The organism is Croceibacterium xixiisoli, assembly GCF_009827305.1.
Classification (GTDB): domain Bacteria; phylum Pseudomonadota; class Alphaproteobacteria; order Sphingomonadales; family Sphingomonadaceae; genus Croceibacterium_C; species Croceibacterium_C xixiisoli.
In genome coordinates, this window is sequence record NZ_WTYJ01000002.1 from 972,686 (window position 1) to 997,747 (window position 25,062).

The following is a 25,062-nucleotide window of genomic DNA, read 5'->3' on the forward strand; positions in this document are numbered from 1 at the left end:
CGCGCTCATGGGTGGATTTGATATCGCTGTGTTGCTGGTCGTGGGTGTTTCTGCGGCTGTCGGGTTCATGCGCGGCTTCGTGCAGGAAGTGCTCTCGCTTGCCGCACTGGCCGTATCGGTGATTGCGATCCGCTATTTCCACACCGATTTGACCGGCGGGCTGACCGACATGGTCGGCTCTGAGTCGGGCGCCGCCGTGCTGGCATTCGGGCTGTTGCTGCTGATCCCCTATTTCGCGGTGAAGCTGCTGGCACGGCAGGCAGGCAAGACGTCGCGCGGATCGGTGCTGGGCCCTGTCGACCGCGTGCTTGGCTTCGGCTTCGGCGCGGTGAAGGGCGTACTGATCGTGGTGATCGTCTTTTCGCTGCTGGTGCTGTTCTACGACACGATCTGGGGCCCATCCGGCCGCCCGGAATGGATAACCTCCGCCCGCACCTATGCTTTCGTCAATGCCAGTTCGGATGCGATGGTCAGCATGATTTCCGAACGGCATGAACAGATGGAACTGGAAGCGGCAGCAGCTGCCAGCGAATGAGCGAAGCGGCACGTCTCTACACGCCCGAACTGCTGGGTCTGGCGGTCGAACTCGCGCAATGGCCGGCGCGGCCCGATGCCATGCACCATGGGGCCGCCCGAGCGGCAGCCTGCGGCAGCACGATCGACATGGATCTGGATCTCGATGATCAGGGGCGGGTTGCATCGCTGGGCCTGCGTGTGCGCGCCTGCGCCGTGGGGCAGGCCGCAGCGGCGATATTCGCCCGCCATGCCATCGGGCGCGATCCGGCGGATCTGCAGTCCGCTCTGGCCGGGATGGAAGAATGGCTGGCCGGTGGGGATTTGGCTCCGGAATGGCCGGGGCTGGATATGATCGCGCCCGCGCGCCATTTTCCCGGTCGCCATGGGGCCATGCTCCTGCCGTGGCGGGCGGCCCTGGCGGCACTTTCTGTCTGAGATCAGGCCAGGAGATAAGCTGGGGTCAGACGGCTCGAGCCGGCGCCTGCGGCCAATTTCGGCCCCGATTGCCGTCCCCATCGGGGATATCTTCGCATAACCGCCATCCACCTTGATATTGCTGGTTGTGGCATTGGTCGGGACGTGGTGGGGTCTGGCTGAGGGGCCGCAACGTGATTTCGAAGAAGACCATGCCAGACCCAGATCATTCCCTGCCGTCATCCCCTGTTCCCGACGCCCTGCGCCTGCGCATCGATCGCGCGGCTCTGGGGGACAACTGGCGTCTGCTCAATGACCTGTCGGGCGCGGCCACAGCCGGCGCTGCGGTGAAGGCGGATGCCTATGGTGTGGGGGCAGAAGTGGCCGTGCAGGCCCTGCGTGATGCCGGCACGCAGCAATTTTTCGTCGCTCACTGGCGCGAAGTCCCGTCCTTGCTGCAGCATGTGCCTGCATCCGCAATTGCCGTGCTGCACGGGCCCGCCAACAGCACTCAGGCCGAATTCGCGCGCACGATCGGCGCCCGCCCGGTGATCAACAGCCTGCATCAGGCCCGGCTCTGGCATGCGGCCGGTGGCGGTGCCTGCGCGCTGATGATCGACACGGGCATGAACCGCCTGGGCCTGGAACCGGCGCTGGTAACCGATCCCGCTATCACGGCGCTGAAACCGGGTCTGGTGCTGTCCCATCTGGCCTCTGCCGATGAAGATGTGGCGCAGACGCCGGCCCAGCTGGCCTTGTTCCGCGCCGCTTCTGCCGAATTCCCCGATGCGCGGCGCAGCCTGGCGAACAGTGCCGGCATCGCGCTGGGCAGCGATTACGCCTTTGATCTGACCCGTCCGGGCCTGGCGCTTTATGGCGGCACGCCCCGCGCGGAACTTGCCGGACGCATTCGCCAGGTGGCTTTCCCGCAGGTGGAGGTGCTGCAGATCCGCCGCCTCTCCGCCGGTGACAAGGTTGGTTACAACGCAACCTATGCTGCGCCCCATGCCCTGACTGCGGCAACGGTGGCGCTCGGTTATGCCGATGGCTTTTTGCGCAGCAGGGGGCCGGGCGGGGCGCTCTCATGCAACGGGCTGGCCCTGCCGATCATCGGTCGGGTGTCGATGGATATGGTGGTGGTGGACTGCAGTGCAGCAGATGATCTGCGCGAAGGCGATTGGCTCGATGTGCCATTCGATCTGCCGCAGGTTTCCGCAGCATCCGGGCTGACACAATATGAATTGCTCACCACCCTAGGGCGCAGATTCACGCGTTGTTGATGTGATTGTTGCACCGCACATACTGCAAGTGCTAAGTGTAAACTATCGCTATGGGAGTGAGCCGAATGGCCAATGCCGAGACTGCGGGTGCAGAACCCATCATTATCAAGAAATATGCCAATCGGCGGCTCTATAACACCAAATCCTCGAGCTATATCACGCTCGATGATCTGTCCCGCATGACCCGCGAAGGGGTCGAATTCCAGGTGCTCGACGCCAAGACCGGCAGCGACATCACCCATGCGATCCTTACGCAGATCATCATGGAGGAAGAGGCAAGCGGCGAGCAGATGCTGCCGACCAGCTTCCTGCGCCAGCTGATTTCCATGTATGGCAATTCGATGCAGGCGCTGATGCCGCCCTATCTCGAAGCGTCGATGGACAATTTCCGCGCCAACCAGCGCAAGCTGCAGGAAAGTTTCGCCGCCAGCATGGGCCCGGACGCCTTTGCCAAGTTGACGGAAAACAACATGGCGCTGTTCAAGGCAGCTGCTTCGGCCTTCATGCCGGGCACCAAGGCGGCTGCGCCAGCACCGGCAGAGCCCGCCGCGACCAGCGATGACATCGCCGCCATGCGCGAACAGATGGCCGCCATGCAGAAGCGGCTGGACGAACTCGACAAATAAGCCGGACCGAACGCAGGTCCGTTTCATTTCGTCTCTCGACTTTGCGGGGGACGAGGCACTAGAGTCGTCGCGGTTCCTGGCGAACCACGACGGCTTCATGTTTTTCGCGCTGCGCATCCTGGCGATGGATGATCGATCCCCGCCGATGGTCAGGGCCGGAAGGCACCCCTTTCCATTTCACTGCAGGTTTTTCGATGTCCGCAATCCGCCACGCATTGTCGATCAAGCGCGAAGACGATTTCGCGCAATGGTATCAGGAAGTCATCTCGGCCGCCGACATGGCCGAGGAATCGGGCGTGCGCGGCTGCATGGTCATCAAGCCGTGGGGCTATGGCATCTGGGAACGCATGCAGCGGCTGATGGATGCTCGGATCAAGGCCGCCGGCGTCCAGAATGCCTATTTCCCGCTGTTCATTCCGCTCAGCAATTTCGCCCGCGAAGCCGAACATGTCGAAGGTTTCGCCAAGGAAATGGCCGTGGTCACCCACCATCGCCTGGTGTCCGATGGCAAGGGCGGCCTGATCCCCGACCCTGAGGCGAAGCTGGAAGAACCGCTGGTCGTTCGCCCCACCTCGGAAACAATCATCGGCGATGCAATGAGCCGCTGGGTGCAGAGCTGGCGCGATCTGCCGCTGCTGCTCAATCAGTGGGCCAATGTCGTGCGCTGGGAAATGCGCACCCGCATGTTCCTGCGCACCAGCGAATTCCTCTGGCAGGAGGGGCATACCGCGCATGAAACCCGCGTGGACGCCGTCGCCGAAACGCTGCGCGCGCTGGAAATGTATCGCAGCTTCGCCGAAGAAGAACTCTCCCTGCCGGTGGTGGCTGGCGAAAAGCCGGAAAACGAACGCTTCCCCGGTGCCGTTTCGACCTATTCGATCGAGGCGATGATGCAGGATGGCAAGGCGCTGCAGGCCGGTACTTCCCATTATCTGGGCACCAGCTTCGCCCACGCCTCGAACATCCGCTATCAGGATCGCGAAGGCGGGCAGCAGCTGTGCCATACCACCAGCTGGGGCGTATCGACCCGCATGGTGGGCGGCGTCATCATGACCCATGGCGATGATGACGGTTTGCGCGTGCCGCCGGCCATCGCCCCGTTCCAGGTCATCATCCTGCCCATGCTGCGCGAAAATGACGGCGATGCGCCGCTGATCGCCTATTGCGAGGAACTGCGCGCGGCGATCGCTGCAAAGGATGCGCTGCGTGAACCGATCCGCGTGCTGCTCGATCTCAAGCCCGGCAAAGCAGCGGCCAAGCGGTGGGATTGGGTGCGCAAGGGCGCGCCGGTGATCATAGAGGTCGGCCCGCGCGACATGGAAAACGGCAAGGTCAGCCTGCTGCGGCGTGATCGGCTGTGGAACGATGCCGGCAAATCCGATTTCTCCTTCCCCAGCCGCGATGAAGCGGTTGACGGGATTGCCGCGCTGCTGGTCGATATCCAGCGCTCGCTGTTCGAAGAAGCCGCCGCCCGTCGCGATGCCAATATCGTGCGTGACATCGACAGCTTCGATGCGCTGGCGGATTTCTTCAATGCCGACGCCCGTTTTCCGGGCTGGGTCGAAGTGCAGTGGTCGAAGCCGACCGGCGCGGCGCTGGATGCGGTGGTGGAACGGCTCAAGGCGCTGAAGCTGACCTTCCGCAATGTTCCGCTCAACGCCGATGCGGCCAGTGGCGCCTGCATCTTCACCGGCGAACCGGCGGTGGAACGGATCTACGTCGCGCGCGCCTATTGATCGCGAAAATCGGGGCGGGGTGCATTGCACGCCGGCATGGTGTAACAGGCAGTTACGGGAAGGGGCACTTTAACCGAAAGGAAGTGTCATGAACCTGCCTGCCCGATATGCCGCCGCCGCCCTGATACTGGCGGTTCCAGTCACCGCCTACGCGCATCATGGCTGGAGCTCCTATGATGAAACCAAGCCTGTCACCATCACCGGTCCGCTGAATTCGGTCAGCTGGGGCAATCCCCATGGCACCGCCAGGGTCAACTGGCGCGATCGGCAATGGGATGTGGTGCTCGCCCCCACATCGCGGATGAACACGCGCGGTTTGCAGCTGGGTGATATCGACAAAGGGCAGCGCGTTACGCTGACCGGCTATCTCCGCCGCGATGGCACGGCGGAAATGCGGATCGAACGGATCCGCGTGGGTGACAAGACGGTCGAACTGCGCTGATCGACCATGCTGCTGTGGTTGGCAGAGGGGCTAGACGACGCTGGCATCGGCCCATGGGTGCGGGAAGTTGGCTGGGTCTACCCCTGGGTCAATGTGCTGCACCTGCTCGGGCTGGTGATGCTGGTCGGCGGGATCGGCCTGCTCGATCTGCGTGTATTGGGCCTCTTTCGTGATCTCCCCCTGGCAATTCTCTCGCGCGTGCTGACGCCGGTCGCGGTGATCGGCTTTGTGGTCCAGTTGCTGACCGGCCTGCTGCTGTTCGCCGCCGATGGGCCGACGCTGGCCAATGCGGCGCTGTTCCAGGCGAAGCTGGTGCTGCTGGCGCTGGTGATGGTCAATGCTGGAGCTTTTCGGGTGGCGTGGGCCCGGCAGCCGGCGCACATCCGCCGCCATCCGACGCCGGCCCTGCGGCTGTCGGCGCTTGCATCGCTGCTGCTGTGGCTGACCATCGCCGCGCTGGGGCGGTTGATCGCCTATTACTGAGCTTGAGGTAACAGAGGCGCAGGCCCATATAGCGGGGATGCCCAGCAAATATAACGCAAGCCTGCCGTCGCGCGAGCAGATCCTGACATTCCTGCAATCCGCCGAAACGATTGTCGGCAAGCGCGAGATCGCCCGCCATTTCGGCTTGAAAGGGCAGGAGAAGATCAGCCTGAAGCACATGTTGAAAGACATGGCCGAGGAGGGGCTGATCGATGGCAAGAAAACCGCCTATCACCGCATGGGTGGCGTGCCCAAGGTCACGGTGCTGCGCGTGGTCGACATCGAAGAGGGGGAGGCGATTGCCATTCCCGACAGCTGGCAACCCGATGATGCCACTCCGCCGCCGCGCCTGCGCCTGATCGAGGGCAAACAGGGTGGCGCCCGCTACAGCCGCTCTGCGCTGAAAGTGGGCGACCGGGTGTTGGCGCGCACGGAGGAAGCCGGCAATGGCTGGCGCGCCCATCCGATGAAGAAACTGCCGGCATCGCATGAATCCATCCTCGGCGTGGTCGAGGTCGACGCAGCGGGCCGGGCCTGGCTTTCCCCGGTGGACAAGCGCATCCGCAATTCTTCGCCCATCGCCGATCTGGGCGGGGCGGAATCGGGCAATCTGGTGCTGGCCGAACCGGCCGGGCGCGGCCCGCGCGCTGGGGTCAAGGTGGTGGAACTGCTCGGCGATCCGCTGGCGCCGCGCAGCTACAGCCTGATCGCCATTCACAAATACGGCATTCCCCATCTGTTTGCCGAAGATGCGATCGAAGATGCCGAAATCGCTGCCGCCTTGCCGCTGAGTGAGGATCGTCGCGAGGATCTGCGCCATTTGCCGATCGTCGCCATCGATCCGATCGATGCTCGCGATCATGACGATGCGATCTGGGCCGAGCCGGACGGGCAGGGCGGTTTCCGCGCGGTGGTTGCGATTGCGGATGTCAGTTTCTATGTCCGCCCGGGCAGCGCAATCGACCGCGAAGCCCGCAAGCGGGGCAATTCGGTCTATTTCCCTGACCGCGTCGTGCCGATGCTGCCCGAGCTGCTGAGCGCCGACGTTTGCTCTCTGCGCGCTGGCGAAGACCGCGCGGCCATGGTCTGTCACATAACGATCGATGGTGAAGGGCATGTGACCGGCTGGCGCTTCACCCGCGCGCTGGTGCGGATTGCCGAAGTCATTCCCTATGAGCAGGCGCAGGCGCGCATCGATGAGGGAACAGCAAGCGAAAACCTGCTCAATCTCTGGGCCGCGTGGAAGGCGCTAGCGGCGGCGCGCGCGGCGCGCGATCCGCTCGATCTCGATCTGCCCGAACGGCGCGTGGTGCTCGACCAGCAGGGCCGGATCGCCGAAATCGCCATGCGCGAGCGGTTGGACGCACACCGCGTGGTCGAGGACTTCATGATCGCGGCCAATGTCGCGGCGGCCAAGGCGCTGGAAAGCAAGACGGCGCCGGTGGTCTATCGCGTGCATGAAGTGCCGACGCGGGAAAAGCTGGTCGCGCTGCGCGAATATTTTGATTCGCTGGGCAAGAAGCTGGCGCTGGGCCAAGTGATTACCCCCAGCCTGTTCAACCGCATGATCAAGGACGTGACCGATCCGGCCGAAAAGGCGCTGGTGATGGAAGCGGTGCTGCGCAGCCAGACCCAGGCTTTTTATAGCCCGGCAAATGCCGGCCATTTCGGCCTGTCATTGGGCTGTTATGCTCATTTCACCTCGCCCATTCGGCGCTATTCCGATTTGCTCGTGCATCGCGCGCTGGTCGATGCTTTCGGGCTGGAGCAGCCCAAGCCGAAGGGGCGCGTTCCTGAGGACAGTGGGTTGTCGGAACAGGATCGCGGCGATCTGTCACGCATCACCGATGCCATCAGCCTGACCGAACGCCGCGCGATGGAGGCGGAACGCGACACCATCGATCGTTATGTCGCCGCATGGCTCTCCGCCCGAATCGGGGAGGTTTTCCCGACTCGCATCACCGGGGTGCAAAAATTCGGCCTGTTCGCCACGATCGTGGGCCTGGGCGGCGATGGGCTGGTGCCGATTTCCGTGCTGGGGCGCGAATATTTCCACCATGACGAAGCCGCCCGTGCGCTGGTCGGCGATCAGACCGGCACTCGCTTTGCGATCGGCGATCTGCTGGATCTGCGCCTGGCCGAAGCCAATCCGCTGACCGGCGCGTTGAAATTCGAGCCGGTCGATGCTGATGGGCAGGCCGTCGAACCGCGCGGCGCTCGTCCTGAACCCAAGCGCAAGAATGGGCTGAAGGGCAAGGATAAGGTGAAGCACATGGTCGGCAAACGCGGCCGCCCGGGCAATATCCGGCATCAGGGGCGCAAGCGGTAACCCGGTCTGTCGGAAAAGGGTCAACTCAGCCGATCGAGATCCTGATCGGACAAGCCACCGGGCACGATGAACAGCGGGCAGGGCAGGCTGCCCGCTGTGGCCGAAAAGTGGGTTACCAGCGGGCCCGGATTCCCTTCCGCCGCGGCGGCCAGCACCAGCGCTGCAACTTCGGGATGGGCCTGCAGATATTCGACGATCACGGTCTTGCCGTCGCCGACTTTTACCGTGATCTGAGGGGATTGCCCGCCTTCGTTGATCAGTTCCCCGGCGGCGCTGTTGGCCAGCACTTCGGCCCGGTCGCGCGCTTCTTCCTCTATGGTGGCCTGCACCCCGGCAAAGGCGTTGAAGGCCTGGCGCGGCACCAGCGCGAGCAGATGCACGGTACCACCGGTGCGCGCGGCACGGCGTGCGGCAAAGCGCAGCGCGCCATGCGCCTCCTCGGTCTCGTCGATAATGACAAGGTATACGCGCATGATCCGATCCCTTCCCCCGGGGCCAGAGATTATCGGGGGAAACTTGTCGGTGCGCAAGGTCTTGCCCGCACAGTGTAATTGGCATTAGACGGCTGGGCAAACAGCCGGATAGGATTAAGCTGCACACCATGCCTATAGCGATCAAGATGCCCGCCCTGTCCCCGACCATGGAAGAGGGGACGCTTGCCAAGTGGCTGGTAAAGGTGGGCGATCAGGTCCGCGCCGGCGACATCATGGCAGAAATCGAAACCGACAAGGCGACGATGGAATTCGAAGCCGTCGATGAAGGCGTGATTGCCCATATTGCCGTCGAAGAAGGCACCGAAGGCGTAAAGGTCGGCGCGGTTATCGCCACCCTGGCCGAAGAAGGTGAAGATCCTGCCAGCGTTGCGCCTGCCTCTGGTGAGAAGGCAGCACCTGCCGCTGCCCCGGCAGAAGCCGCACCGGCAGCAGCCCCTGCAACAAGCGCGGCACCTGCACCGGCAGCGTCGGCCCCTGCCGCATCGACCGATTCCGGCAATCGCGTGCTCGCATCGCCGCTGGCCAAGCGAATCGCCGCCAACAACGGGATCGATCTGGCCAATGTGAAGGGCACCGGCCCTGGCGGCCGTATCGTGAAGGCTGACGTGGAAGGCGGCGCCCCTGCTGCCACTGCTCCGGCCGCTGCCGCCCCCGCCGCAAGCCCGACGCCGGCCGCCGCGCCCGCGCCCGTTCAGGCCCAGGACTTCGGCATCCCGCATCAAGCGGAAAAGCTGTCCGGCATGCGCAAGACCATCGCCCGCCGCCTTAGCGAATCGAAGCAGCAGGTGCCGCATATCTATCTGACGGTGGATATCCGCCTCGACGCGCTGCTCAAGCTGCGCTCGCAGCTCAATGGCGCGCTGGAATCGCAGGGTGTGAAGCTGTCGGTCAACGATCTGCTGATCAAGGCGCTGGCCAAGTCGCTGATCGCCGTGCCGGAATGCAATGTGCAGTTCGCCGGTGACCAGCTGCTGAAGTTCAGCCGCGCCGATGTCTCGGTGGCCGTGTCCATCCCTTCGGGCCTGATCACACCGATCATCGTCGATGCCGGGAACAAGTCTGTCAGTGCGATCAGCACGCAGATGAAGGATCTTGCCGGGCGTGCGCGCGAAGGCAAGCTGTCGCCGGAAGAATACCAGGGCGGCACTGCCAGCCTATCCAACATGGGCATGTTCGGCATCAAGCAGTTCGAAGCCATCATCAACCCGCCGCAGGGCATGATCATGGCGATCGGGGCCGGTGAAAAGCGGCCCTTCGTGGTCGACGACGCGCTGCAGATCGCCACGGTGATGAGCGCCACGGGCAGCTTCGACCACCGCGCCATCGATGGTGCGGATGGTGCCCGCCTGATGAAGGCGTTCAAGGAATATTGCGAGGCGCCGCTGGGCCTGGTGGCATAAGATGCGCGCCGCGCGCGTTCTGTTTCTGTCTTTCTGCGCAGTCTTTCCGGGTTCGGCGGCCGTCGCCGACGAGCCTGAGAGGGCCCCGTTCATCGGGCGCGACGGACCGGAAATGGATGCGTGCGGCGGGATCGCCAGCGTGTTCGGGCGAGATTCGCGGGGTCGGGAAACCCTCCCGGTGCGCGAATTGCCGGATGAATATGCCCGCAAGAAGGATGATCTGCCGCCGCGCACGCTGGTCTGGCTATGCGACGCCGAGGGTGAGTGGCAGGGCATCGTATACCCCAGCGGGGAATTCCAGGAATTGCAGGACTGCCGCGTGAGCAGCCCGATCGCTGAACCAAGAGCCTATGCTGGCCCGTGCAAATCGGGCTGGGTCCAGGCCAACCGCCTGCAATTGGTGGCCGGTTGATGGCGAGCCCGGAGATTATCGCCGGCCGGGATCCGGCCATTCGCGTCACCGGAATGCCCGCCGATACCAATGCCTATGGCGATATCTTCGGTGGCTGGCTGATGAGCGTGATGGACAGCGCTGCCGGCCTGACCGCCGCCCGCCGCGCACGGGGACGGGCTGTTACCGTTGCCATGGATGGGATGCAGTTCCATCATCCGGTGAAGGTGGGGGACGAGGTTTCCGTTTACACCGATATCGAACGTGTCGGGCGGACCAGCCTGGTCATTGCGGTAGAGGCATGGCGTCGCCACCGGCACGAAGAAGAAGCAATCAAGGTGACGGAGGCCAAGTTCACCTTTGTCGCCGTTGATGATGACGGGCGCCCACGCCCTATTGACCGTTGAGGAGCAGGCCAAGTGGCTGAAAATTACGATGTTATCGTTCTGGGTTCTGGTCCTGGCGGCTATGTAGCTGCCATCCGTGCGGCGCAGCTGGGGCTGAAGACCGCGATCGTGGAGCGGGAACTGCTTGGCGGGATCTGCCTCAACTGGGGCTGCATTCCGACCAAGGCGCTGCTGCGTTCGGCTGAAATCTTCCACTACATGCAGCACGCCAAGGATTATGGCCTGGTTGCCAAGGAGATCGAAGCCGATCTTGCGGCGATCGTGAAGCGCAGCCGGGGCGTGTCCAAGCAGCTCAATCAGGGCATTGCGCATCTTATGAAGAAGAACAAGATCGCCGTGCACATGGGCACGGGATCGTTCAAGAGCGCCAACACGCTGGAAGTGAAGGGCGACAAGGGCACCGAAACGATCAGTGCCAAGCACATCATCGTCGCCACCGGCGCGCGTGCGCGCGACCTGCCCTTCGCCCCGGCAGACGGCAAGCGCGTGTGGACCTATCGCCATGCGATGACCCCGACCGAAAAGCCGAGCAAGCTGCTGGTGATCGGATCGGGCGCGATCGGCATCGAATTCGCCAGCTTCTACAATGATCTGGGCAGCGATGTGACCGTGGTCGAAATGCTCGACCGGATCGTTCCGGTGGAAGATGCCGATGTCTCGACCTTCCTGGAAAAGGCACTGACCAAGCAGGGCATGACGATCAAGACCGGCGCCGCTCTGGAAGAGCTGAAGGTGACCGACAAGGGCGTTTCCGCGAAGATCAAGGGCAAGGACGGCAAGGTCGAAGCCGGCGAATACAGCCATGTGATCGTCGCCATCGGCATCGTTCCCAACACCGAAAACATTGGCATCGAAAAGCTGGTCGAACTGGATCGCGGTTTCATCCAGATCGATCCCTATGGCCGCACCAAAACCAATGGCGTATGGGCGATCGGCGATTGCGTGCCGGGCCCGTGGCTGGCGCACAAGGCGAGCCATGAAGGCGTGACCGCCGCTGAAGCCATTGCGCAGGAACTGGGCAACAAGGACGTTCACCCGCACGCGCTGGATCGCAGCGCAATTCCGGGCTGCACCTATTGCCACCCGCAGATCGCCAGCGTCGGCCTGACCGAAGCCAAGGCGAAGGAAGCCGGCTATCAGTTGAAGGTCGGCACGTTCCCCTTCATTGGCAATGGCAAGGCCATCGCGCTGGGTGAACCCGAAGGCTTCATCAAGACGGTGTTCGATGCCAAGACCGGTGAACTGCTGGGCGCCCATATGATCGGTGCGGAAGTGACCGAATTGATCCAGGGCTACACCGTTGGCAAGACGCTGGAAACGACCGAAGCCGAACTGATGAACACGGTCTTCCCGCATCCCACGCTCAGCGAAATGATGCATGAAAGCGTGCTCGCAGCTTATGGGCGCGCACTGCACATCTGAAAAATCCGTCATGCTGGCGCATCACAGCCTCCCGGAGCGGAAACAACCTGCTGATCAGGATGTTTCCGCTCCGAGAGGTTTGCGATGGAATATGAACTGCAGGATCTGGAAATTTGCGGGGAAGAAAGCTCCCCATGTTTCCGCCACGTCCCTTCATGGACGGCGGAACTGCAACAAATGCAGCCGGACAGTTTCGAACATGATGGCATGAACCAGCAATAAGGGAGCAACCGGCCCCCTTATTGCTGCGTGGTCACCGCCGGCGCTGAACCTGATTGGCTGCGCCTTCCACGGACAGGGCAGGGCGGGCATCGCCAGGCATGGACCAGTTCACCCGATTGCTGGCCCCTTCGACCCGAACCCTCGCGCCCGGTGCCAGATCGATAGTGACGGTGTTACCGGCACCTTCGATAGTCAGGCTGGAACAGGCGCCGGTGATGGTCAGCGTGTTGCTCGCCCCTTCCACATGGACCGGGCCGCCATTGCAATCGACACGATTATCGGTTTGACCGGCACCTTCGATATGCACCCCCTGCTGCGCCGATGCCGCCATTGGCAAAGCGACACCGAACGCCAGCGCGACCCAGGCAGCGTTACGATAATGGCCCATAAATTGTTCCTTTCCACGGTATTGCATCATGGTCTGTTGCCAATGCCAGAGATGAATATTTTCTCCCGCCGCAGAAGCCCCTTGCGACAGACGGCACAGGGGCGACGGCCAGCGGAGAACAATGCGTTGCTGCTCAAGCGCCGCCCGGCAAAGCCCGGCAGATCATTGTCCTGCGGCCCAGATCTCAGCCTGTTGCTCAACCAAGAAAAAAGGCCCTGCCGTTGCCGGCGGGCCTTGAGAGTTTTGGGAGAGGATGCCTGAAAGGCACCTCGCTTATCCAGCAATCCGCGCCGCCCAACCAGCGCAAAAGCATCAACATGAATTGCATTTTCTGCAATATGACGAAATCTAATGTGGTGACGGGGGCGCCTTGGCGTAATATCGGTCATTCAATCGTCGGCTGCCGGCCCTGACCTCGAGGCATGGATAGGCCTGCGTTCGTGCCACGTTGCAGCGCCAGATCATGCCAGCCTCCAATTCTCCGTCGATTGGGAAGACTTGACCGGGCCGGTATCCTGGATCTCACCCCGCAGATCGCGGCATTTGATTGGAACGGCGCAACGGTCCACTTTCAACCTGTAGAGCATCCTTGCTGGATCAGGCCCGCGCATCCGGAAAGCTGAGGATCTGTTCCGGCGACAACACCCGCGTGGGGACGAAGTTCATCAGTGCGTCGCTCTGCCGCAGCAGGATCATGTCTTGCCCTTTGACGATCGAGGAAAAGTCGCTCCAGGCAAAAGTGGATGATCCACGTGCGGAGCGGAACGACACGCTTTCCGCTGACCATTCCACGGTGGTTTCGCCGTGCAGGTCACGCTGTTGCGCGAAGATGTGCTTTGCCTGCCAACGTTGGCGCCAATAGCCGATCACGACGCACAGCGAGATGATGACGATCCAATAGGCCCCACCGGCCAGCGCAGCGATTCCCACCGGGGCAATATTCCATTGCCAGGCGGCGAGGGCAGCCGCCACCGACACCGACAAGGTGCCCCAAAGGTAGATTTTCAACACCCGCCCGGATCGAATGCTGGACACAAGGTTCAACCGATAGACGGCGAGAAGGTCTTCGACTGTGGGAGTAAACCGGATCGATTGCATCAGGTGAGCGTGCCGCTTGTAGGCGACGGATGCAATGGCCGATGACAGGGTTCAGGCGGGCGGGTTTGGCATGACCGCAATCATGGATCACAGACCATCTCTGGAACTTCGAGGTCCGGATTGATAATATATATTATGTTAAATCGGAAACGGTCGGTCCTGGGGATCAACCCTCACGACATCTTAGCGATTGACCGCGCTGACCACGGCAACAACCAGCAGGAATATCGCCACCCAGCCAAGCGCCATCTTGGCCGTCGTTCCGAAACCCAATTGGCGACCACGGAAAGACGTCACCGCCAGGATCAGACATGCCGTGAGGCTGATCAGCGAAACGATCTGGCCGTCGGTCATGCGCGCAATACCAATCCGTCATAGCCGACTACAACATTGTCCGGCACTTCGCCCGATAAGGTGCGATAATCCATGCTCTTGTCCAGATGGGTCAGCACGATCTTGCCGGCGCGGCAGCGTTCGCCGAATTCCAGCGCGGTGCCAAGGCATGCATGCGTTGGATGCGGATCGCGCCGCAGGCAATCGCTGACCAGGATATCGACCTTCCAGAACAGCGACAGCATGCCATCGGTGATTTCGCTGAAATCCGTTGCATAGCCGATGGACTTGCCATCAGCTTCAAAGCGATATCCGGTGCTGGTGATCGGGCCATGCGGCATTTCCGTCCAAGCCACGCCGAAGCCGGCATGCATGCGCAGTGATTCCAGCGCCTGGATTTCGCAAATGCTGGGATAGCCATATTGGCCGGCGAAGACATAGCTGAACCGTTGCCGCAGGCGCTGCACCGTGTGGGAGGATCCGAAGGCCGGAATGGCGCCGCTGCGGCCGTAGCGCAGCGGCCGCAGATCGTCGATGCCGTGGCAGTGATCGGCATGATCATGCGTCCAGAACACCGCATCGACCCGATCGATATTGTTGGCCAGCAACTGCTGCCGCAAATCGGTGGAAGTATCGACCAGCAGGCGCGAACCCTGGTCGCTTTCGACGATGATCGACACCCGCGTACGCCGGTTGCGCGGTTCTTCGGGATCGCACTCGCCCCAGTCATTGCCGATGCGCGGCACCCCGGTGGACGTGCCGGAACCGAGCATGATCAGCTTCATGACGGCGCCCCTCTGGTGGCATTCACCTTGCTGAACAGGCTCAGGAAATTGCGTGTGGTGATCTGCGCCAGATCTTCCACCGATTGCCCGCGCAGATCCGCCACGAAGCGGGCCGTATCGGCAACGAAGGCCGGTTCACATACCTTGCCGCGATGCGGAATGGGAGCGAGAAACGGGCTGTCGGTTTCCACCAGCACGCGGTCTTCCGGAATTTCCCTGGCGAATTCCTGCAGTTCGCGGGCATTCTTGAAGGTGACTATACCGGATAGCGAAATGGTGAGCCCCAAATCCAGCACGGCGCGGCCGAAATCGGCGCTGGCGGTGAAGCAGTGGATCAGCGCCGGGAAATCCCCCTGCTCCATCTCGTCGCGCAGGATTTCCAGCGTATCATCTTCTGCGTCGCGCGTATGGATGATCAGCGGCAGACCCGTGGCGCGGCCGACCGCGATGTGGGTGCGGAACAGCGCCCGCTGCACCGCGCGATCGGATTTGTCGTAATAATAATCAAGCCCGGTTTCACCGATACCGATCACTCGTGGGTGCGCTGTGGCGGCCAGCAGCACCGCTTCACCCAGATCGGCATGGCCTTCCGCCTCATGCGGGTGAATGCCGACCGTGGCCCAGACATCGCTTTCGCGCTCTGCCGTGGCGATGACGGCATCCCATTCGCTCTGTCGGGTGGAGATATTGAGGAAGGTCCCCACCCCGGCCTCCCGCGCGCGCGCCAACACGGCGGGCTGATCCTCTATCAGGCCCTTGTAGTTCAGATGGCAGTGGCTATCGATCAGCATCACTGCGCCTGCGCATCCTCTGGCATGTCGAGACGGGGGAACGCCGGCTGCGGATTTTCCACTGTGATCGTGCCGAGTGCGGGATCGTTGGCCAGGGCGGCATAGTCGCGTGCGTCGGCCGGAATGGACAGCGCATCGAGCAGCTTGGCCGAGGCTGCCGGAATGACCGGCGAAACGGCAATCGCCAGATCGCGAATGCAACCGCACAACGTAGCCAACACGCGCAGCATGCGTTCCGGGTCGGTCTTGCGCAGGGCCCACGGTGCCTGTTCATCAACATAGGCATTGCAGGCGAACACGGCCTGCATCCAGCTTTCAAGACCGGCGGCAAAAGCGAGCTTTTCGAAAGCGTCGGGCAATTCCACCGCACAGGCGTTGTTGACCTTGTTGCGCAGGGCCTGATCGACATCTTCGATCGGAGCGGTGGCGGTGACAGAACCGCCGCAGTTCTTGGCGATGAAGCTCATCACCCGCTGGGCAAGATTGCCGAAGCTGTTGGACAGTTCCGAATTTGACCGATTCACAATGGCTTCGGGCGAATAGCTGCCATCCTGGCCGAAACTGAATTCGCGCAGCAGGAAATAGCGCAGGCTGTCCACACCAAACTGATCTGCCAATTCGACCGGATCGGTCACATTGCCCAGCGTCTTGGATTCCTTCTGCCCGCGCTTGAGCAGGAATCCGTGACCGAACACTTCCTTCGGTAGGGCCACGCCTGCGCTCATCAGGAAGGCGGGCCAGTAAACCGCATGGAAACGGACGATATCCTTGCCGATCAGATGCACATTCGCCGGCCAGAACTTGTCGAACAGTTCGGTGTTATCAGGATAGCCAAGGCCGGTCAGATAATTGGTCAGCGCGTCGACCCAAACATACATCACATGGTCTTCGGCGCCGGGCACCTTCACGCCCCAGTCGAAACTGGTGCGGCTGACGGACAGATCGCGCAGCCCGCTTTCGACGAAACGTTCGACTTCATTGCGGCGCCCTTCGGGGCGGATGAAATCGGGATTGTCGCGATAGAGCGCGAGCAGCGGTTCCTGGTATTTCGACAGGCGGAAGAACCAGCTTTCTTCCACGGTCCATTCGACCGGCGTGCCCTGGGGAGAAAGCTTTTCGCCCCTTCCCCCGTCGACCAGTTCCGCCTCGTCATAATAGGCTTCGTCGCGGATCGAGTACCAGCCTTCGTAGCGATCAAGATAGAGATCGCCATTGGCCTCCATCGCGCGCCACAGCGCCTGGCTGGCGCGGTGATGATCATCTTCGCTGGTCCGGAAGAAACGATCATAGGAAATGTTCAAACGATCGAACAGATCACGGAAATAGCCCGACATTTCATCGGCCAGAGCGCGCGGGGTCGTGCCCAGATCGCGCGCCTTCTGCGCCATTTTCAACCCATGCTCGTCGGTCCCCGTCTGAAACCGCACCTCGCGCCCGCGCAGGCGCTGGAAGCGCGCAACAACGTCGGCAGCGATGGTTTCATAGGCATGGCCGATATGCGGCTTGCCATTGGGGTAGTGGATTGCAGTCGTGATATAAAAAGGATCAGCCATGGGCCGTTTCCCTAGGGGGCGCGAGACTGGCGAGCAAGGTGCCGATTTCCATCACCAGCAATCCGGCATCGAAATTGTAGGTCGGTGCCTGTGCCGCCAGACGAACCAGTTCGGCATGGGCATGGGTCAGCGCGGGAATTGCGGCGCGGGGAACATGCGCCATGCGCCCGGCGACCACGGCGCGGGCCAGATCGATCGCCGCGAGTTGCCGCTTGCGATCCGGGCGGCTGCCCATCGCCTCTGCCAGGGCGCCGCGCAGGGCAAAATCACCATCACCGGCATTGCTGATATGCTCCATCAGCTGGTGCAGCCGGCCCAGATCCTGATTGACGAAATCGAGCGCCGCGCCCGGCGATCCACCGGCGGCAGCGATAGCGGCCGCGCGCATGTCGGCGTCAGCGCCTGGCGCCTGCTGCTGCAGAATGGCATCGATTTCAAGATCCGCGACGGCGGGAAATTGCATGACGCGGCAGCGCGATCGGATCGTCGGCAACAGCCGGCCGATGCGGTGGGTGACGAGCAGGAAATAACTGCCGGCGGGCGGTTCCTCCAGGCTCTTGAGCAGCGCGTTGGAAGCGCCCTTCTCCAGATCATCCGCCGGATCGATGATGATTGCGCGGCGGCTGCCCAGCGTTGGCCGCGTGGTAAGCCTCTGTTGCATCCCGCGAATCTGGTCCACGCTGATGTTGCGCTTCAATTGGTAAGGCTTGCCCTCATCCCGCTTGCGCTCGTCCTCCGTGCTGGCCGGCAGGGCGGAAAGGATGATGATATCGGGGTGATCACCCGGGGGCTGGGGAATGCCCGCTTCGGCGACAAGTTCCCGCGCGGCAGCCAGGGCAAAGCTGGCCTTGCCGGTGCCGCGCCGCCCTGCCACGATCCAGCCATGGTGCATGCGCGGGCCCGCCAGAGCCGCGCGCCACTCACGCCACGCCTCCGCATGACCCACCAGGCTCACGCGCGAAACGCCAGATGCGCGCGCAGCACCTGCAGGACGCGCTGATGGATATCCTGGGCGGAACCCTCCCCATCCACGGTCACGATCCGGCCCGGCTCCTGATCGGCGAGCCGCGCGAAGGAAGCCGCAACGCCAGCATGATAGGCCGCGCCGCGCGCGCCGATCCGGTCAGCCTTGTCGCCGTCGCGCTGCGCCAGCCGCGCCGTTGCCGTTTCGGGGGATACGGCGATCAGCAGCGTCAGATCGGGCAGCAGCCCGCCTGTTCCGAAGCCATGCAAGGCCTGGATATCGCCATCGGCCAGTCCCCCTGCCCCACCCTGATAGGCGCGGTTGGAATCGATGAAGCGATCGCACACCACCCAGGTGCCGGCGGCCAGCGCCGGGCGAATGGCGCGCGCGACATGATCGGACCGGGCAGCCGCGAACAGCAGTGCCTCCGCCTCCGCATGCCAACCATCGCCATCATTGCTGAGCAGCAATTGCCGGATCGCTTCCGCGCCTGTGGTGCCGCCCGGCTCGCGCGTCAGCAGCACGTCCAGCCCATCCGCCCGCAGCGCGTCGGCCAAAAGGCGCGCCTGGGTGGACTTTCCCGCCCCCTCCCCGCCTTCCAGCGTGATGAAACGCCCTGGAATGATCGGCGCGGCCGTCACGAGAACAGGCCTGTCACGCCATTGCGGAACCGTTGCCAGGCATTGGCGCGTGCAACCTCCTCGCTGGCCACCAGCGGAACATCATGCGGCAATTGCCCGGGGATCTCGACACGCAGCACGGCGACCTTCTGCCCCTTGGCAATCGGCGCCTCGATCGGGCCGCGATAACGCACCGAAAGCTTGAGCTGATCCGAATTGCCCCCCGGCAGGCTGGCGAGAACCTCGCTCTCGGTCCGCAGAGCCACGCTCGTCTTCGCGCCGCTCTGCACCCGGGCCATGCCCACCGGCATATCGGCCTGCAGGATCACGCGCGGCTGGAAGGCATCGAAGCCCCAGCTCAGCAGCGCGCGGGCGGACTGATCGCGCATGCGTGCGGTCGGCGCGCCAGCCAGCACCATGATCAGCCGGCGACCATTTCGCTCACCCGACCCGACGAAATTGTACCCCGCCTGGCGGGTATAGCCGGTCTTGATCCCATCCGCCCCAGGAACCACGCCGGTAACCGGATCATGGTTGACCTGGGTGATATCGCGATAGCGCATGCCGGGGTGGCCGAAATACTGGCGATAAAGCTCGGGGTAACGCGCGGTCATCGCTTCGGCCAGCCGCGCCAGATCGCGCGCGCTGGTGAAGGTCCGCCCTTCGTCGGGCCAGCCATTGGGAGTGCCGAAATGCGTATCCCGCATACCCAATTGGGCGGCATTGGCGTTCATCATCGCCAGCCAGCCATCCAGCGATCCGGCAGCCATGGTGCCCAGCACCACGCTGGCGTCGTTGGCAGAAACCGTGGTGATGCCCATCAGCAGCTGTTCCACGGACACGGTTTCGCCCGCGCGCAGGAACATGTTGGATCCTTCCCCATACCATTTGTCGGCAATGTCCTTGCTGATGGTCACGGGCGTATCGGGGGACAGCTTGCCATCGGCAATCAGGCCAAACGCGCTGTAGGCGGTCATCACCTTGGTCACCGACGCCGGTACGAAGCGCCGCTCGGGATCGCGCGAATAGAGCGTCTGGCCGCTGGCAAGATCAATCAGCAGGGCGACCGGAATGGCCGGATCGACCGGAGCCGCGCCTGCATTTTCCGTCATGGGGAGCAGCGGCGGGGAAACCGCCGCCGACGTTTCAGCAGATTTCGGCGCCACTTCCGGAGCAGCTTTTTCCGCCGCCGCCAACAGGGATATGGCCGGGGCTGCGACCAGTGCGGCCGTCAGCCCCGACAGAATGATAATCGACTTGTTCACATCGGCTCCGGCCGCCGCGACGGCACAGGCCGGCGGGGTCAGCTGTTGGTAAAGATTCGCGCTTCCCTATAACCCGCTGCCTGAACCTTGGCGAGCGAGGCCTCTGCCGCCGCGCGGGTCGGGAACGGTCCGGTGCGCACGCGGAAGACATTGCCGGACTGCACCACGGTGCCGCCGATCACCCGCGCCACCCGCTCCGCCCGGGTGGAAGAGCTGAAGGCGGCAGCCTGCACCACGAAGCCATCGCCTGCCTGGGCTGCAGGGCGCGAAGGAGGTGCCGGAGCCGGAGCGGGTGTCCGTGCTGGGGCCGGAGTTGGCGCAGGCGCAGCAGCCACCGGCGGTCGTGCAGCCGGTGCCGCCGCCACAGGGGCAAACGCCTTATCGAAATCATCAGCCGCTCTCGCCGGAGCAGGCGTCGGTGTCGAAGAGGGAGCCGGCGCGCGAGCCGGTGGAGGGGTTGGGCGAGGTGCCGGATCGGACTGAACCGCCAGCGGCGGCAGCGACGGTGCCGCTGCAGGCGCAGGGGACGGTGCGGGCGCGGGCGTCGGCGCGGCCGCAGGCGGTGCCACCGTGGACGGGGCAACATCGGCCCGCGCAAGGGCGGCCGGTGTCTGCACCGGTCGAACAGACGCGACCGGTGGAGCAGAAGGAGCCGATACCGTCGAAGAGGCGGCAGGTGGGCGCGCCGCCGCAGGAAGGCCGACGGGCGGGCGCGTTGCGGGGCGGGTTTCATCGGCGCCATCCTGCACCAGCGCCTGCAGCGGGGCCGAACCCCGCGCCGGTAGTTTCCGCTTCAGCACCTCCACCAGAGACATCGGCGTATCCATGCGCGGCGGCACAGACTGACCGGCGCGCAGCACTGCGCGCTGTTCTTCCGGCGGAACCACGCGACGGACACGAACCGGCGTGCCCGGTGTCGCGCCCAGCTGGCTCAATGCCCCGGCGGACAGGGCGACCAGATGATCGCTCGCCATCGGGCCCCGCCGTTCCATTCGCACCAGAATGGTACGCCCGGTGGCAAGCGAGGTTACCTCGACATAGCTGGGCAGCGGCAGGGTGTGGTGGGAGCCGGAAATACCATCGCCCCCCTCGGCATCGGCTGTGACATAGCCGACCTCATCATAATTGAGCCGGTCTTCCGGGGTGTAGGTGGTGGACCCCACAGTATAGGGCGGCCCCACGACCATGGGATAATCGGCCTGCGGGCCATTGGCCGCCGGCACGGGCCGCCCCTCGGCCTCGCGCGCCCGAGCCGGCGCGATTGCGCTCAGCAACAGGACAGCCGCCAGCGGAACAGCCAGCGCGAATGCGGATACGCCTGCATTCAGGCGGCGCGAATCATCAACGTGTAATTTCATCTGCAAGCAACCCCACACTCATCGCGTAGTAGTTCGAGCAGTTGTATTCGAGGATGACTCTATAATTCTGGGTTAAGAGATAGCTTGGTGCGGCCGGTCCATCAGGCTCGAACAGCGATACCATCACGTCATCGGCCAGCGGGGTTTGCGGGACCACACCCTGCGCGCGCCATTCGGCGACGGTCATCCATTTGCTGTGCCGCACATGCACGCGCGGGCAAACCGGCGATACCACCCGATTGCTGATGGAGGAGCGATCGACGCTGTTTGGCGTAAAGGCCCGCACACCCCAGGGCTGCCCGGGGCGCCAGCCGGCATCGCGGAAATAGTTGGCGATCGAATGCAGCGTATCGGTTTCGCTGTTCCAGATGTCGCGGCTGCCATCGCCATCGCCATCCACGGCCAGGCGCAGATAGACGCTGGGCAGGAATTGCGGATTGCCGAAGGCGCCGGCCCAGCTGCCGACCATGGTGGAACGCGGAATGCCTTCATCGGCGATCTTGAGCAGATCGATCAGTTCCGCTTCGAACAGGGCGCGGCGGCGCCCTTCCCATGCGAGCGTGGCGAGCGAGCGGGCCAGATCGAAATTGCCCTTCACCGCGCCATAGCTGGTTTCATGCCCCCAGATGGCGAGCACGATTTCCAGCGGCACGCCATAACGTTGGCGCAGGGTCGCATCGAACGAAGCCTTGCGCGCATACTCGCGGCGCCCGCCGGCAATTCGGGCCGCGCTGTTATGGCTCGCCAGATAGGGCGCCAGCGGAGGGAAACCCGTGCTGGCACCCGAAGAGATATTGTCCCGGTCGAGCGCAACCACCCGATCATTGGGTGTCAGCCCGCCGAGCAGGGAACTGATCGATCGTTCACTGACCCCCTGGGCCCGCGCCTTGACGGCGACCTGCTGCAGATAGGCGTCGAAAGGCATATCCTGCGCCGCCAGCGGAGCGGCCGTGAAGGTCAATGCGGCCAGGGCCAGCAGCGATCGGATCGAACGATATCGGGACATTTCATATAGGTGGCACGTCCACGCGGGCATGGAAATCCCGAATTTTGGCGCCCCGCCGATCTGCCGGTCATTTGCGATGAAACGCTGTGATCGACACAAGGGCGGCGGGGCGATCTTGCGAGAGCGCCCTGCCACCCTTGTCTGCGACCTCACTTGATCGTGCAGCCTGCCGTTGCGCAACTGGCGAGCGTGTGGACATAGCGGATCTTGCCGTCTTCGATGCGCAGCAGCTGGCTGGACGGAACCTTGTCCTCTCCCAGACGGGCGAAGACGCCGACGGCGCCAAGGGTTTCATCGATGATGAAGTTGCGATCGATGGCGGCCACATTTTCCGGCAGGCCGGCAGTGCAATCCGCGCCTTCGACATAGACGCTGCCATCCAGCCGTGCGCATTGCGGCGCCCAGGATACAGCGACACTGCGATCCTTCAGATGATCAAGATATGCATTGGCGATGGCCTGCAGTTCAGCGCGGGTGTTGCGCTGGCCTTCGGGAATCATGCCCCAATCTTCCTTGCTGACATGTTCCAGCGTCTTGGCGGCATCGAACTGCCAGTCGCCGGCGTCAGTCACCAGATTGTGGAACGGGCCGGTGCCGAAGAAGCCATTGTCCATCTGGGTGGCGAAGACCAGGGGCCGTTCGGGATCGAGGATAACGGTTTCAACCAGCACGCGGCAGGCCTGGGTATCCTTGAGCGCGAGCTGCCAATCGACCTTGCGTTCTTTCGAGAAGAATTCGCCCAGCGAGGCGACCTTGAAATTTTCCTTGTAATCAACCCATTCGCCCAGGTTCATGCGATAGGGTGTGCCGGTAGCCAGCGCATTCGTCCAGCTGGTGCTGATATCGTCCAGCGTCTTAGCCGGGCAGCCCTGCGCCGCGGCCGGTGCGGCCAGACCCAGTGCCGCCATGGCACCCAGACTGCAAAGAATTTTACGGATCATAGTTCGCTGTCTCTTCTTTATCGTTGGGTCACTCACCCAGATCGGGGTGAATGCCGGGGTTTTCGGCGACCATCTCACGAAACGGGCGGAACCCGCAGTTTTCCTGATCCCCGCAATTGGTGACGGTGTGAATAAACCGGATCTTGCCATCTTCGATACGGAAAATATGGGCATCGGGGCGTTTGCTGGGGCCCATTTTCAGCAGCACGCCGACTGTGCCCAAAGTCTCATCGATCACATAGCGGCGTTCGGCCATTTCGATGCCTTCGGGTACGCCGACATTGCAACTGTCATCCGGCTGTCCCTTGCCGGTATAGGCACTGCCTTCCAACCGCGCGCAAGGTGTGCCCCAGGGCACGGCCACGGTCTTGTCACTGAACAGGTCGAGATAGGCGTCGGCAGCCGCCTTCAATTCTTCGCGCGTGTTGCGGTTAGCCACGGGAATTTCACCCCAATCCTCCCGCTTGGCGTAATAAAGCGTGCGCGCCGCATCGAACAACCAATCATGTTCTTCGGCCACAATCACGTCGAAGCTGTTCACCCCATCCCCACGCACATTGAGCATGGTGGCCAGCACATAGGGATGTTCGGGATTGGTGATGATGACCTGCATCAGAATGCTGCAGGCCGTTGTATCATAGAAGGCGCGGTGCCAGTCGATGGTCTGGGGCGACGCCAGCACCCCGCCATAAGTCATCGAAGACATGGCAAAATTTTCGTTATAATTGACCCAATTGCCCATCGGGATGCGTAGCGCCATTCCCTCTGTCTGGGCCTGGATGTATTTTTCGCCCAGACCCTGCAGCAATTCCCGGCTGCAACTCGATTGCGCAGCGGCCGGTGTCGCCAGAACGGCGGTTGCAAACGCAACTGTGCTGGTAATGCCCTTCCATTTCATTGCTCGCTCTCCCCATTATCGGCCGTCAAACGCGGCCTTGCCCCTTTTGCGGGGTATTTTGGGGAGATTAGCAATTCGGTGGGCGTTGGCAAATACCCTGGGCGGCGCAGCAAAGCAGGTGACAGCGATGATTTTCAACGCTAGCGGATGGCATTCGCAGCCAGTCAGCGGTTGCCCGAAGCGCGGTTCCACCGGCCCGCAGCCTTCGGTACCCACGGGGAAGTGTGGCCGAGTGGTTTAAGGCACTGGTCTTGAAAACCAGCGTGGGTGCAAGCCCACCGTGGGTTCGAATCCCACCGCTTCCGCCAGATTACTGTCTCACCGAATATCACATTATCCCATAAAGACCGGTTTTCCGCGGTTTCTAGCGACAATCCTGTCTCATGCTGTGTTTATCGGTTTCAGCCAATCGCAGTGCATTTGGGGGCATTGTGGGGGCATCAAATTTCTCTCATGGGGGCATCCGATGCTTACGGATCTCCAGTGCCGAAAGGCCAAGCCCGCTCAGAAAGACTACAAGCTCGCGGATGCTCGCGGCCTTTATTTGTTCGTGACCAAGACAGGCTTCCGCTCGTGGCGGTGGAAGTTTCGTTTCGCGGGCAAGGAAAAGCGCCTGGTTCTGGGCAGCTACCCGGGAATGAGCCTGGCCGCAGCAAGAGAAGCGCGGGATGCGGCATCCCAGCTGTTGAAGAGCGGAGTCGATCCCTCGCTCCAGGCAAAGCAGCTCGCCGCAATGCGTCTGACCGAAGCCGGGACGACTTTCCAAGCCATTGCGCGCGAATGGCATGGGCAGCAGACTCCAGGCTGGGCCCCCCACCATGCAGCCGATGTGCTCAAGAGCCTGGAGCTGCATGTCTTTGCGAAGATCGGCGCCTTGCCTATTACCGGGATTACCTCGCC

The 25,062-nt window shown here is 62.9% G+C and carries 28 protein-coding genes and 1 tRNA gene; 15 read left to right on the top strand and 14 right to left on the bottom strand.

Annotated elements, in window-relative coordinates:
• Positions 1-7: 7 nt before the first annotated feature.
• The 8 genes from GRI97_RS13550 to GRI97_RS13585 all read left to right on the top strand — a co-directional run bounded on the left by GRI97_RS13550 (position 8) and on the right by GRI97_RS13585 (position 7,826).
• Positions 8-535 (top strand): CvpA family protein, encoded by a 528-nt coding sequence (locus GRI97_RS13550; protein WP_161391688.1) that lies wholly within the window; start codon positions 8-10, stop codon positions 533-535.
• Positions 532-951: an iron-sulfur cluster assembly scaffold protein gene (locus GRI97_RS13555; protein ID WP_161391689.1), complete on the top strand. Its 420-nt coding sequence runs from the start codon at positions 532-534 to the stop codon at positions 949-951. The genes GRI97_RS13550 and GRI97_RS13555 overlap by 4 nt, the downstream gene beginning before the upstream one ends.
• 191 nt (positions 952-1,142) lie before the next feature.
• Positions 1,143-2,210: an alanine racemase gene (alr, locus tag GRI97_RS13560; protein WP_161391690.1), complete on the top strand. Its 1,068-nt coding sequence runs from the start codon at positions 1,143-1,145 to the stop codon at positions 2,208-2,210.
• A gap of 65 nt (positions 2,211-2,275) precedes the next feature.
• Positions 2,276-2,836, top strand: a complete 561-nt coding sequence (gene phaR / locus GRI97_RS13565) for a polyhydroxyalkanoate synthesis repressor PhaR (protein ID WP_161391691.1) — start codon at positions 2,276-2,278, stop codon at positions 2,834-2,836.
• Between the two features lie 194 nt (positions 2,837-3,030).
• Entirely contained in the window at positions 3,031-4,572 is a 1,542-nt protein-coding gene (locus GRI97_RS13570) for an aminoacyl--tRNA ligase-related protein (protein ID WP_161391692.1), read from the top strand.
• Between the two features lie 88 nt (positions 4,573-4,660).
• Positions 4,661-5,014 carry a DUF6152 family protein gene (locus GRI97_RS13575; protein WP_161391693.1) on the top strand — a complete coding sequence of 118 codons (354 nt, stop codon included), beginning with the start codon at positions 4,661-4,663 and terminating at the stop codon, positions 5,012-5,014.
• Positions 5,015-5,020: 6 nt separating this feature from the next.
• Positions 5,021-5,497, top strand: a complete 477-nt coding sequence (locus tag GRI97_RS13580) for a DUF6644 family protein (protein ID WP_202392734.1) — start codon at positions 5,021-5,023, stop codon at positions 5,495-5,497.
• A gap of 37 nt (positions 5,498-5,534) precedes the next feature.
• Positions 5,535-7,826: a ribonuclease R family protein gene (locus GRI97_RS13585; protein ID WP_161391694.1), complete on the top strand. Its 2,292-nt coding sequence runs from the start codon at positions 5,535-5,537 to the stop codon at positions 7,824-7,826.
• Positions 7,827-7,846: 20 nt separating this feature from the next.
• Here the strand turns inward: GRI97_RS13585 and GRI97_RS13590 are convergent, their stop codons facing one another.
• The gene (locus GRI97_RS13590) at positions 7,847-8,299 is read right to left on the bottom strand and encodes a universal stress protein (protein ID WP_161391695.1); all 453 of its coding nucleotides are present in this window, start codon (positions 8,297-8,299) and stop codon (positions 7,847-7,849) included.
• Positions 8,300-8,427: 128 nt separating this feature from the next.
• Between GRI97_RS13590 and GRI97_RS13595 the strand changes: the two genes are divergently transcribed.
• The 5 genes from GRI97_RS13595 (at position 8,428) to GRI97_RS13615 (ending at position 12,162) form a co-directional block, all read left to right on the top strand.
• Positions 8,428-9,720 (top strand): pyruvate dehydrogenase complex dihydrolipoamide acetyltransferase, encoded by a 1,293-nt coding sequence (locus GRI97_RS13595; RefSeq protein WP_161391696.1) that lies wholly within the window; start codon positions 8,428-8,430, stop codon positions 9,718-9,720.
• A gap of 1 nt (position 9,721) precedes the next feature.
• Positions 9,722-10,132 carry an integron gene (locus GRI97_RS13600; RefSeq protein ID WP_161391697.1) on the top strand — a complete coding sequence of 137 codons (411 nt, stop codon included), beginning with the start codon at positions 9,722-9,724 and terminating at the stop codon, positions 10,130-10,132.
• Positions 10,132-10,518, top strand: coding sequence for an acyl-CoA thioesterase (locus GRI97_RS13605; protein WP_161391698.1), 387 nt, complete (start codon positions 10,132-10,134; stop codon positions 10,516-10,518). The genes GRI97_RS13600 and GRI97_RS13605 overlap by 1 nt, the downstream gene beginning before the upstream one ends.
• Positions 10,519-10,530: 12 nt before the next feature.
• Positions 10,531-11,940, top strand: a complete 1,410-nt coding sequence (gene lpdA / locus GRI97_RS13610; protein WP_161391699.1) for a dihydrolipoyl dehydrogenase — start codon at positions 10,531-10,533, stop codon at positions 11,938-11,940.
• 84 nt (positions 11,941-12,024) lie between these two features.
• Complete coding sequence (locus tag GRI97_RS13615) at positions 12,025-12,162, top strand: hypothetical protein (protein WP_161391700.1); 138 nt, start codon at positions 12,025-12,027, stop codon at positions 12,160-12,162.
• Between the two features lie 31 nt (positions 12,163-12,193).
• Here GRI97_RS13615 and GRI97_RS13620 read toward each other — a convergent pair whose 3' ends face one another.
• From GRI97_RS13620 to GRI97_RS13680, 13 genes are all read right to left on the bottom strand, one after another.
• The gene (locus GRI97_RS13620; RefSeq protein ID WP_161391701.1) at positions 12,194-12,550 is read right to left on the bottom strand and encodes a DUF3060 domain-containing protein; all 357 of its coding nucleotides are present in this window, start codon (positions 12,548-12,550) and stop codon (positions 12,194-12,196) included.
• Between the two features lie 597 nt (positions 12,551-13,147).
• Positions 13,148-13,648, bottom strand: coding sequence for a YcxB family protein (locus GRI97_RS13625; RefSeq protein WP_161391702.1), 501 nt, complete (start codon positions 13,646-13,648; stop codon positions 13,148-13,150).
• 183 nt (positions 13,649-13,831) lie between these two features.
• The gene (locus GRI97_RS13630; RefSeq protein WP_161391703.1) at positions 13,832-14,002 is read right to left on the bottom strand and encodes a hypothetical protein; all 171 of its coding nucleotides are present in this window, start codon (positions 14,000-14,002) and stop codon (positions 13,832-13,834) included.
• Positions 13,999-14,766 (bottom strand): MBL fold metallo-hydrolase, encoded by a 768-nt coding sequence (locus GRI97_RS13635; protein WP_161391704.1) that lies wholly within the window; start codon positions 14,764-14,766, stop codon positions 13,999-14,001. The genes GRI97_RS13630 and GRI97_RS13635 overlap by 4 nt, the downstream gene beginning before the upstream one ends.
• Entirely contained in the window at positions 14,763-15,557 is a 795-nt protein-coding gene (locus tag GRI97_RS13640; RefSeq protein ID WP_161391705.1) for a TatD family hydrolase, read from the bottom strand. The genes GRI97_RS13635 and GRI97_RS13640 overlap by 4 nt, the downstream gene beginning before the upstream one ends.
• Positions 15,557-17,110, bottom strand: coding sequence for a methionine--tRNA ligase (gene metG, locus GRI97_RS13645; RefSeq protein WP_161391706.1), 1,554 nt, complete (start codon positions 17,108-17,110; stop codon positions 15,557-15,559). The genes GRI97_RS13640 and metG overlap by 1 nt, the downstream gene beginning before the upstream one ends.
• A complete protein-coding gene (locus tag GRI97_RS13650; protein ID WP_328598554.1) occupies positions 17,103-18,065 on the bottom strand; it encodes a DNA polymerase III subunit delta' in 963 nt (320 codons plus the stop codon). The genes metG and GRI97_RS13650 overlap by 8 nt, the downstream gene beginning before the upstream one ends.
• Positions 18,062-18,700, bottom strand: a complete 639-nt coding sequence (gene tmk, locus GRI97_RS13655) for a dTMP kinase (protein WP_161391785.1) — start codon at positions 18,698-18,700, stop codon at positions 18,062-18,064. Before tmk ends, GRI97_RS13650 begins: the two co-directional genes overlap by 4 nt.
• Before the next feature lie 11 nt (positions 18,701-18,711).
• Positions 18,712-19,959, bottom strand: coding sequence for a D-alanyl-D-alanine carboxypeptidase family protein (locus GRI97_RS13660; protein WP_328598555.1), 1,248 nt, complete (start codon positions 19,957-19,959; stop codon positions 18,712-18,714).
• A gap of 38 nt (positions 19,960-19,997) precedes the next feature.
• Complete coding sequence (locus GRI97_RS18830; RefSeq protein ID WP_161391707.1) at positions 19,998-21,317, bottom strand: SPOR domain-containing protein; 1,320 nt, start codon at positions 21,315-21,317, stop codon at positions 19,998-20,000.
• Positions 21,301-22,323: a lytic murein transglycosylase gene (locus GRI97_RS13670; RefSeq protein ID WP_161391708.1), complete on the bottom strand. Its 1,023-nt coding sequence runs from the start codon at positions 22,321-22,323 to the stop codon at positions 21,301-21,303. The genes GRI97_RS18830 and GRI97_RS13670 overlap by 17 nt, the downstream gene beginning before the upstream one ends.
• Before the next feature lie 149 nt (positions 22,324-22,472).
• On the bottom strand, positions 22,473-23,264 hold the full coding sequence (locus GRI97_RS13675) for a hypothetical protein (RefSeq protein ID WP_161391709.1): 792 nt from the start codon (positions 23,262-23,264) through the stop codon (positions 22,473-22,475).
• Between the two features lie 28 nt (positions 23,265-23,292).
• On the bottom strand, positions 23,293-24,162 hold the full coding sequence (locus tag GRI97_RS13680; protein ID WP_161391710.1) for a hypothetical protein: 870 nt from the start codon (positions 24,160-24,162) through the stop codon (positions 23,293-23,295).
• A gap of 218 nt (positions 24,163-24,380) precedes the next feature.
• Here GRI97_RS13680 and GRI97_RS13685 point away from each other — a divergent pair.
• Both GRI97_RS13685 and GRI97_RS13690 read left to right on the top strand, forming a co-directional pair.
• Positions 24,381-24,470: transfer RNA gene (locus GRI97_RS13685), tRNA-Ser, on the top strand.
• Positions 24,471-24,628: 158 nt separating this feature from the next.
• The coding region (locus GRI97_RS13690) for a tyrosine-type recombinase/integrase (protein ID WP_161391711.1) at positions 24,629-25,062 on the top strand (434 nt) is incomplete at its 3' end.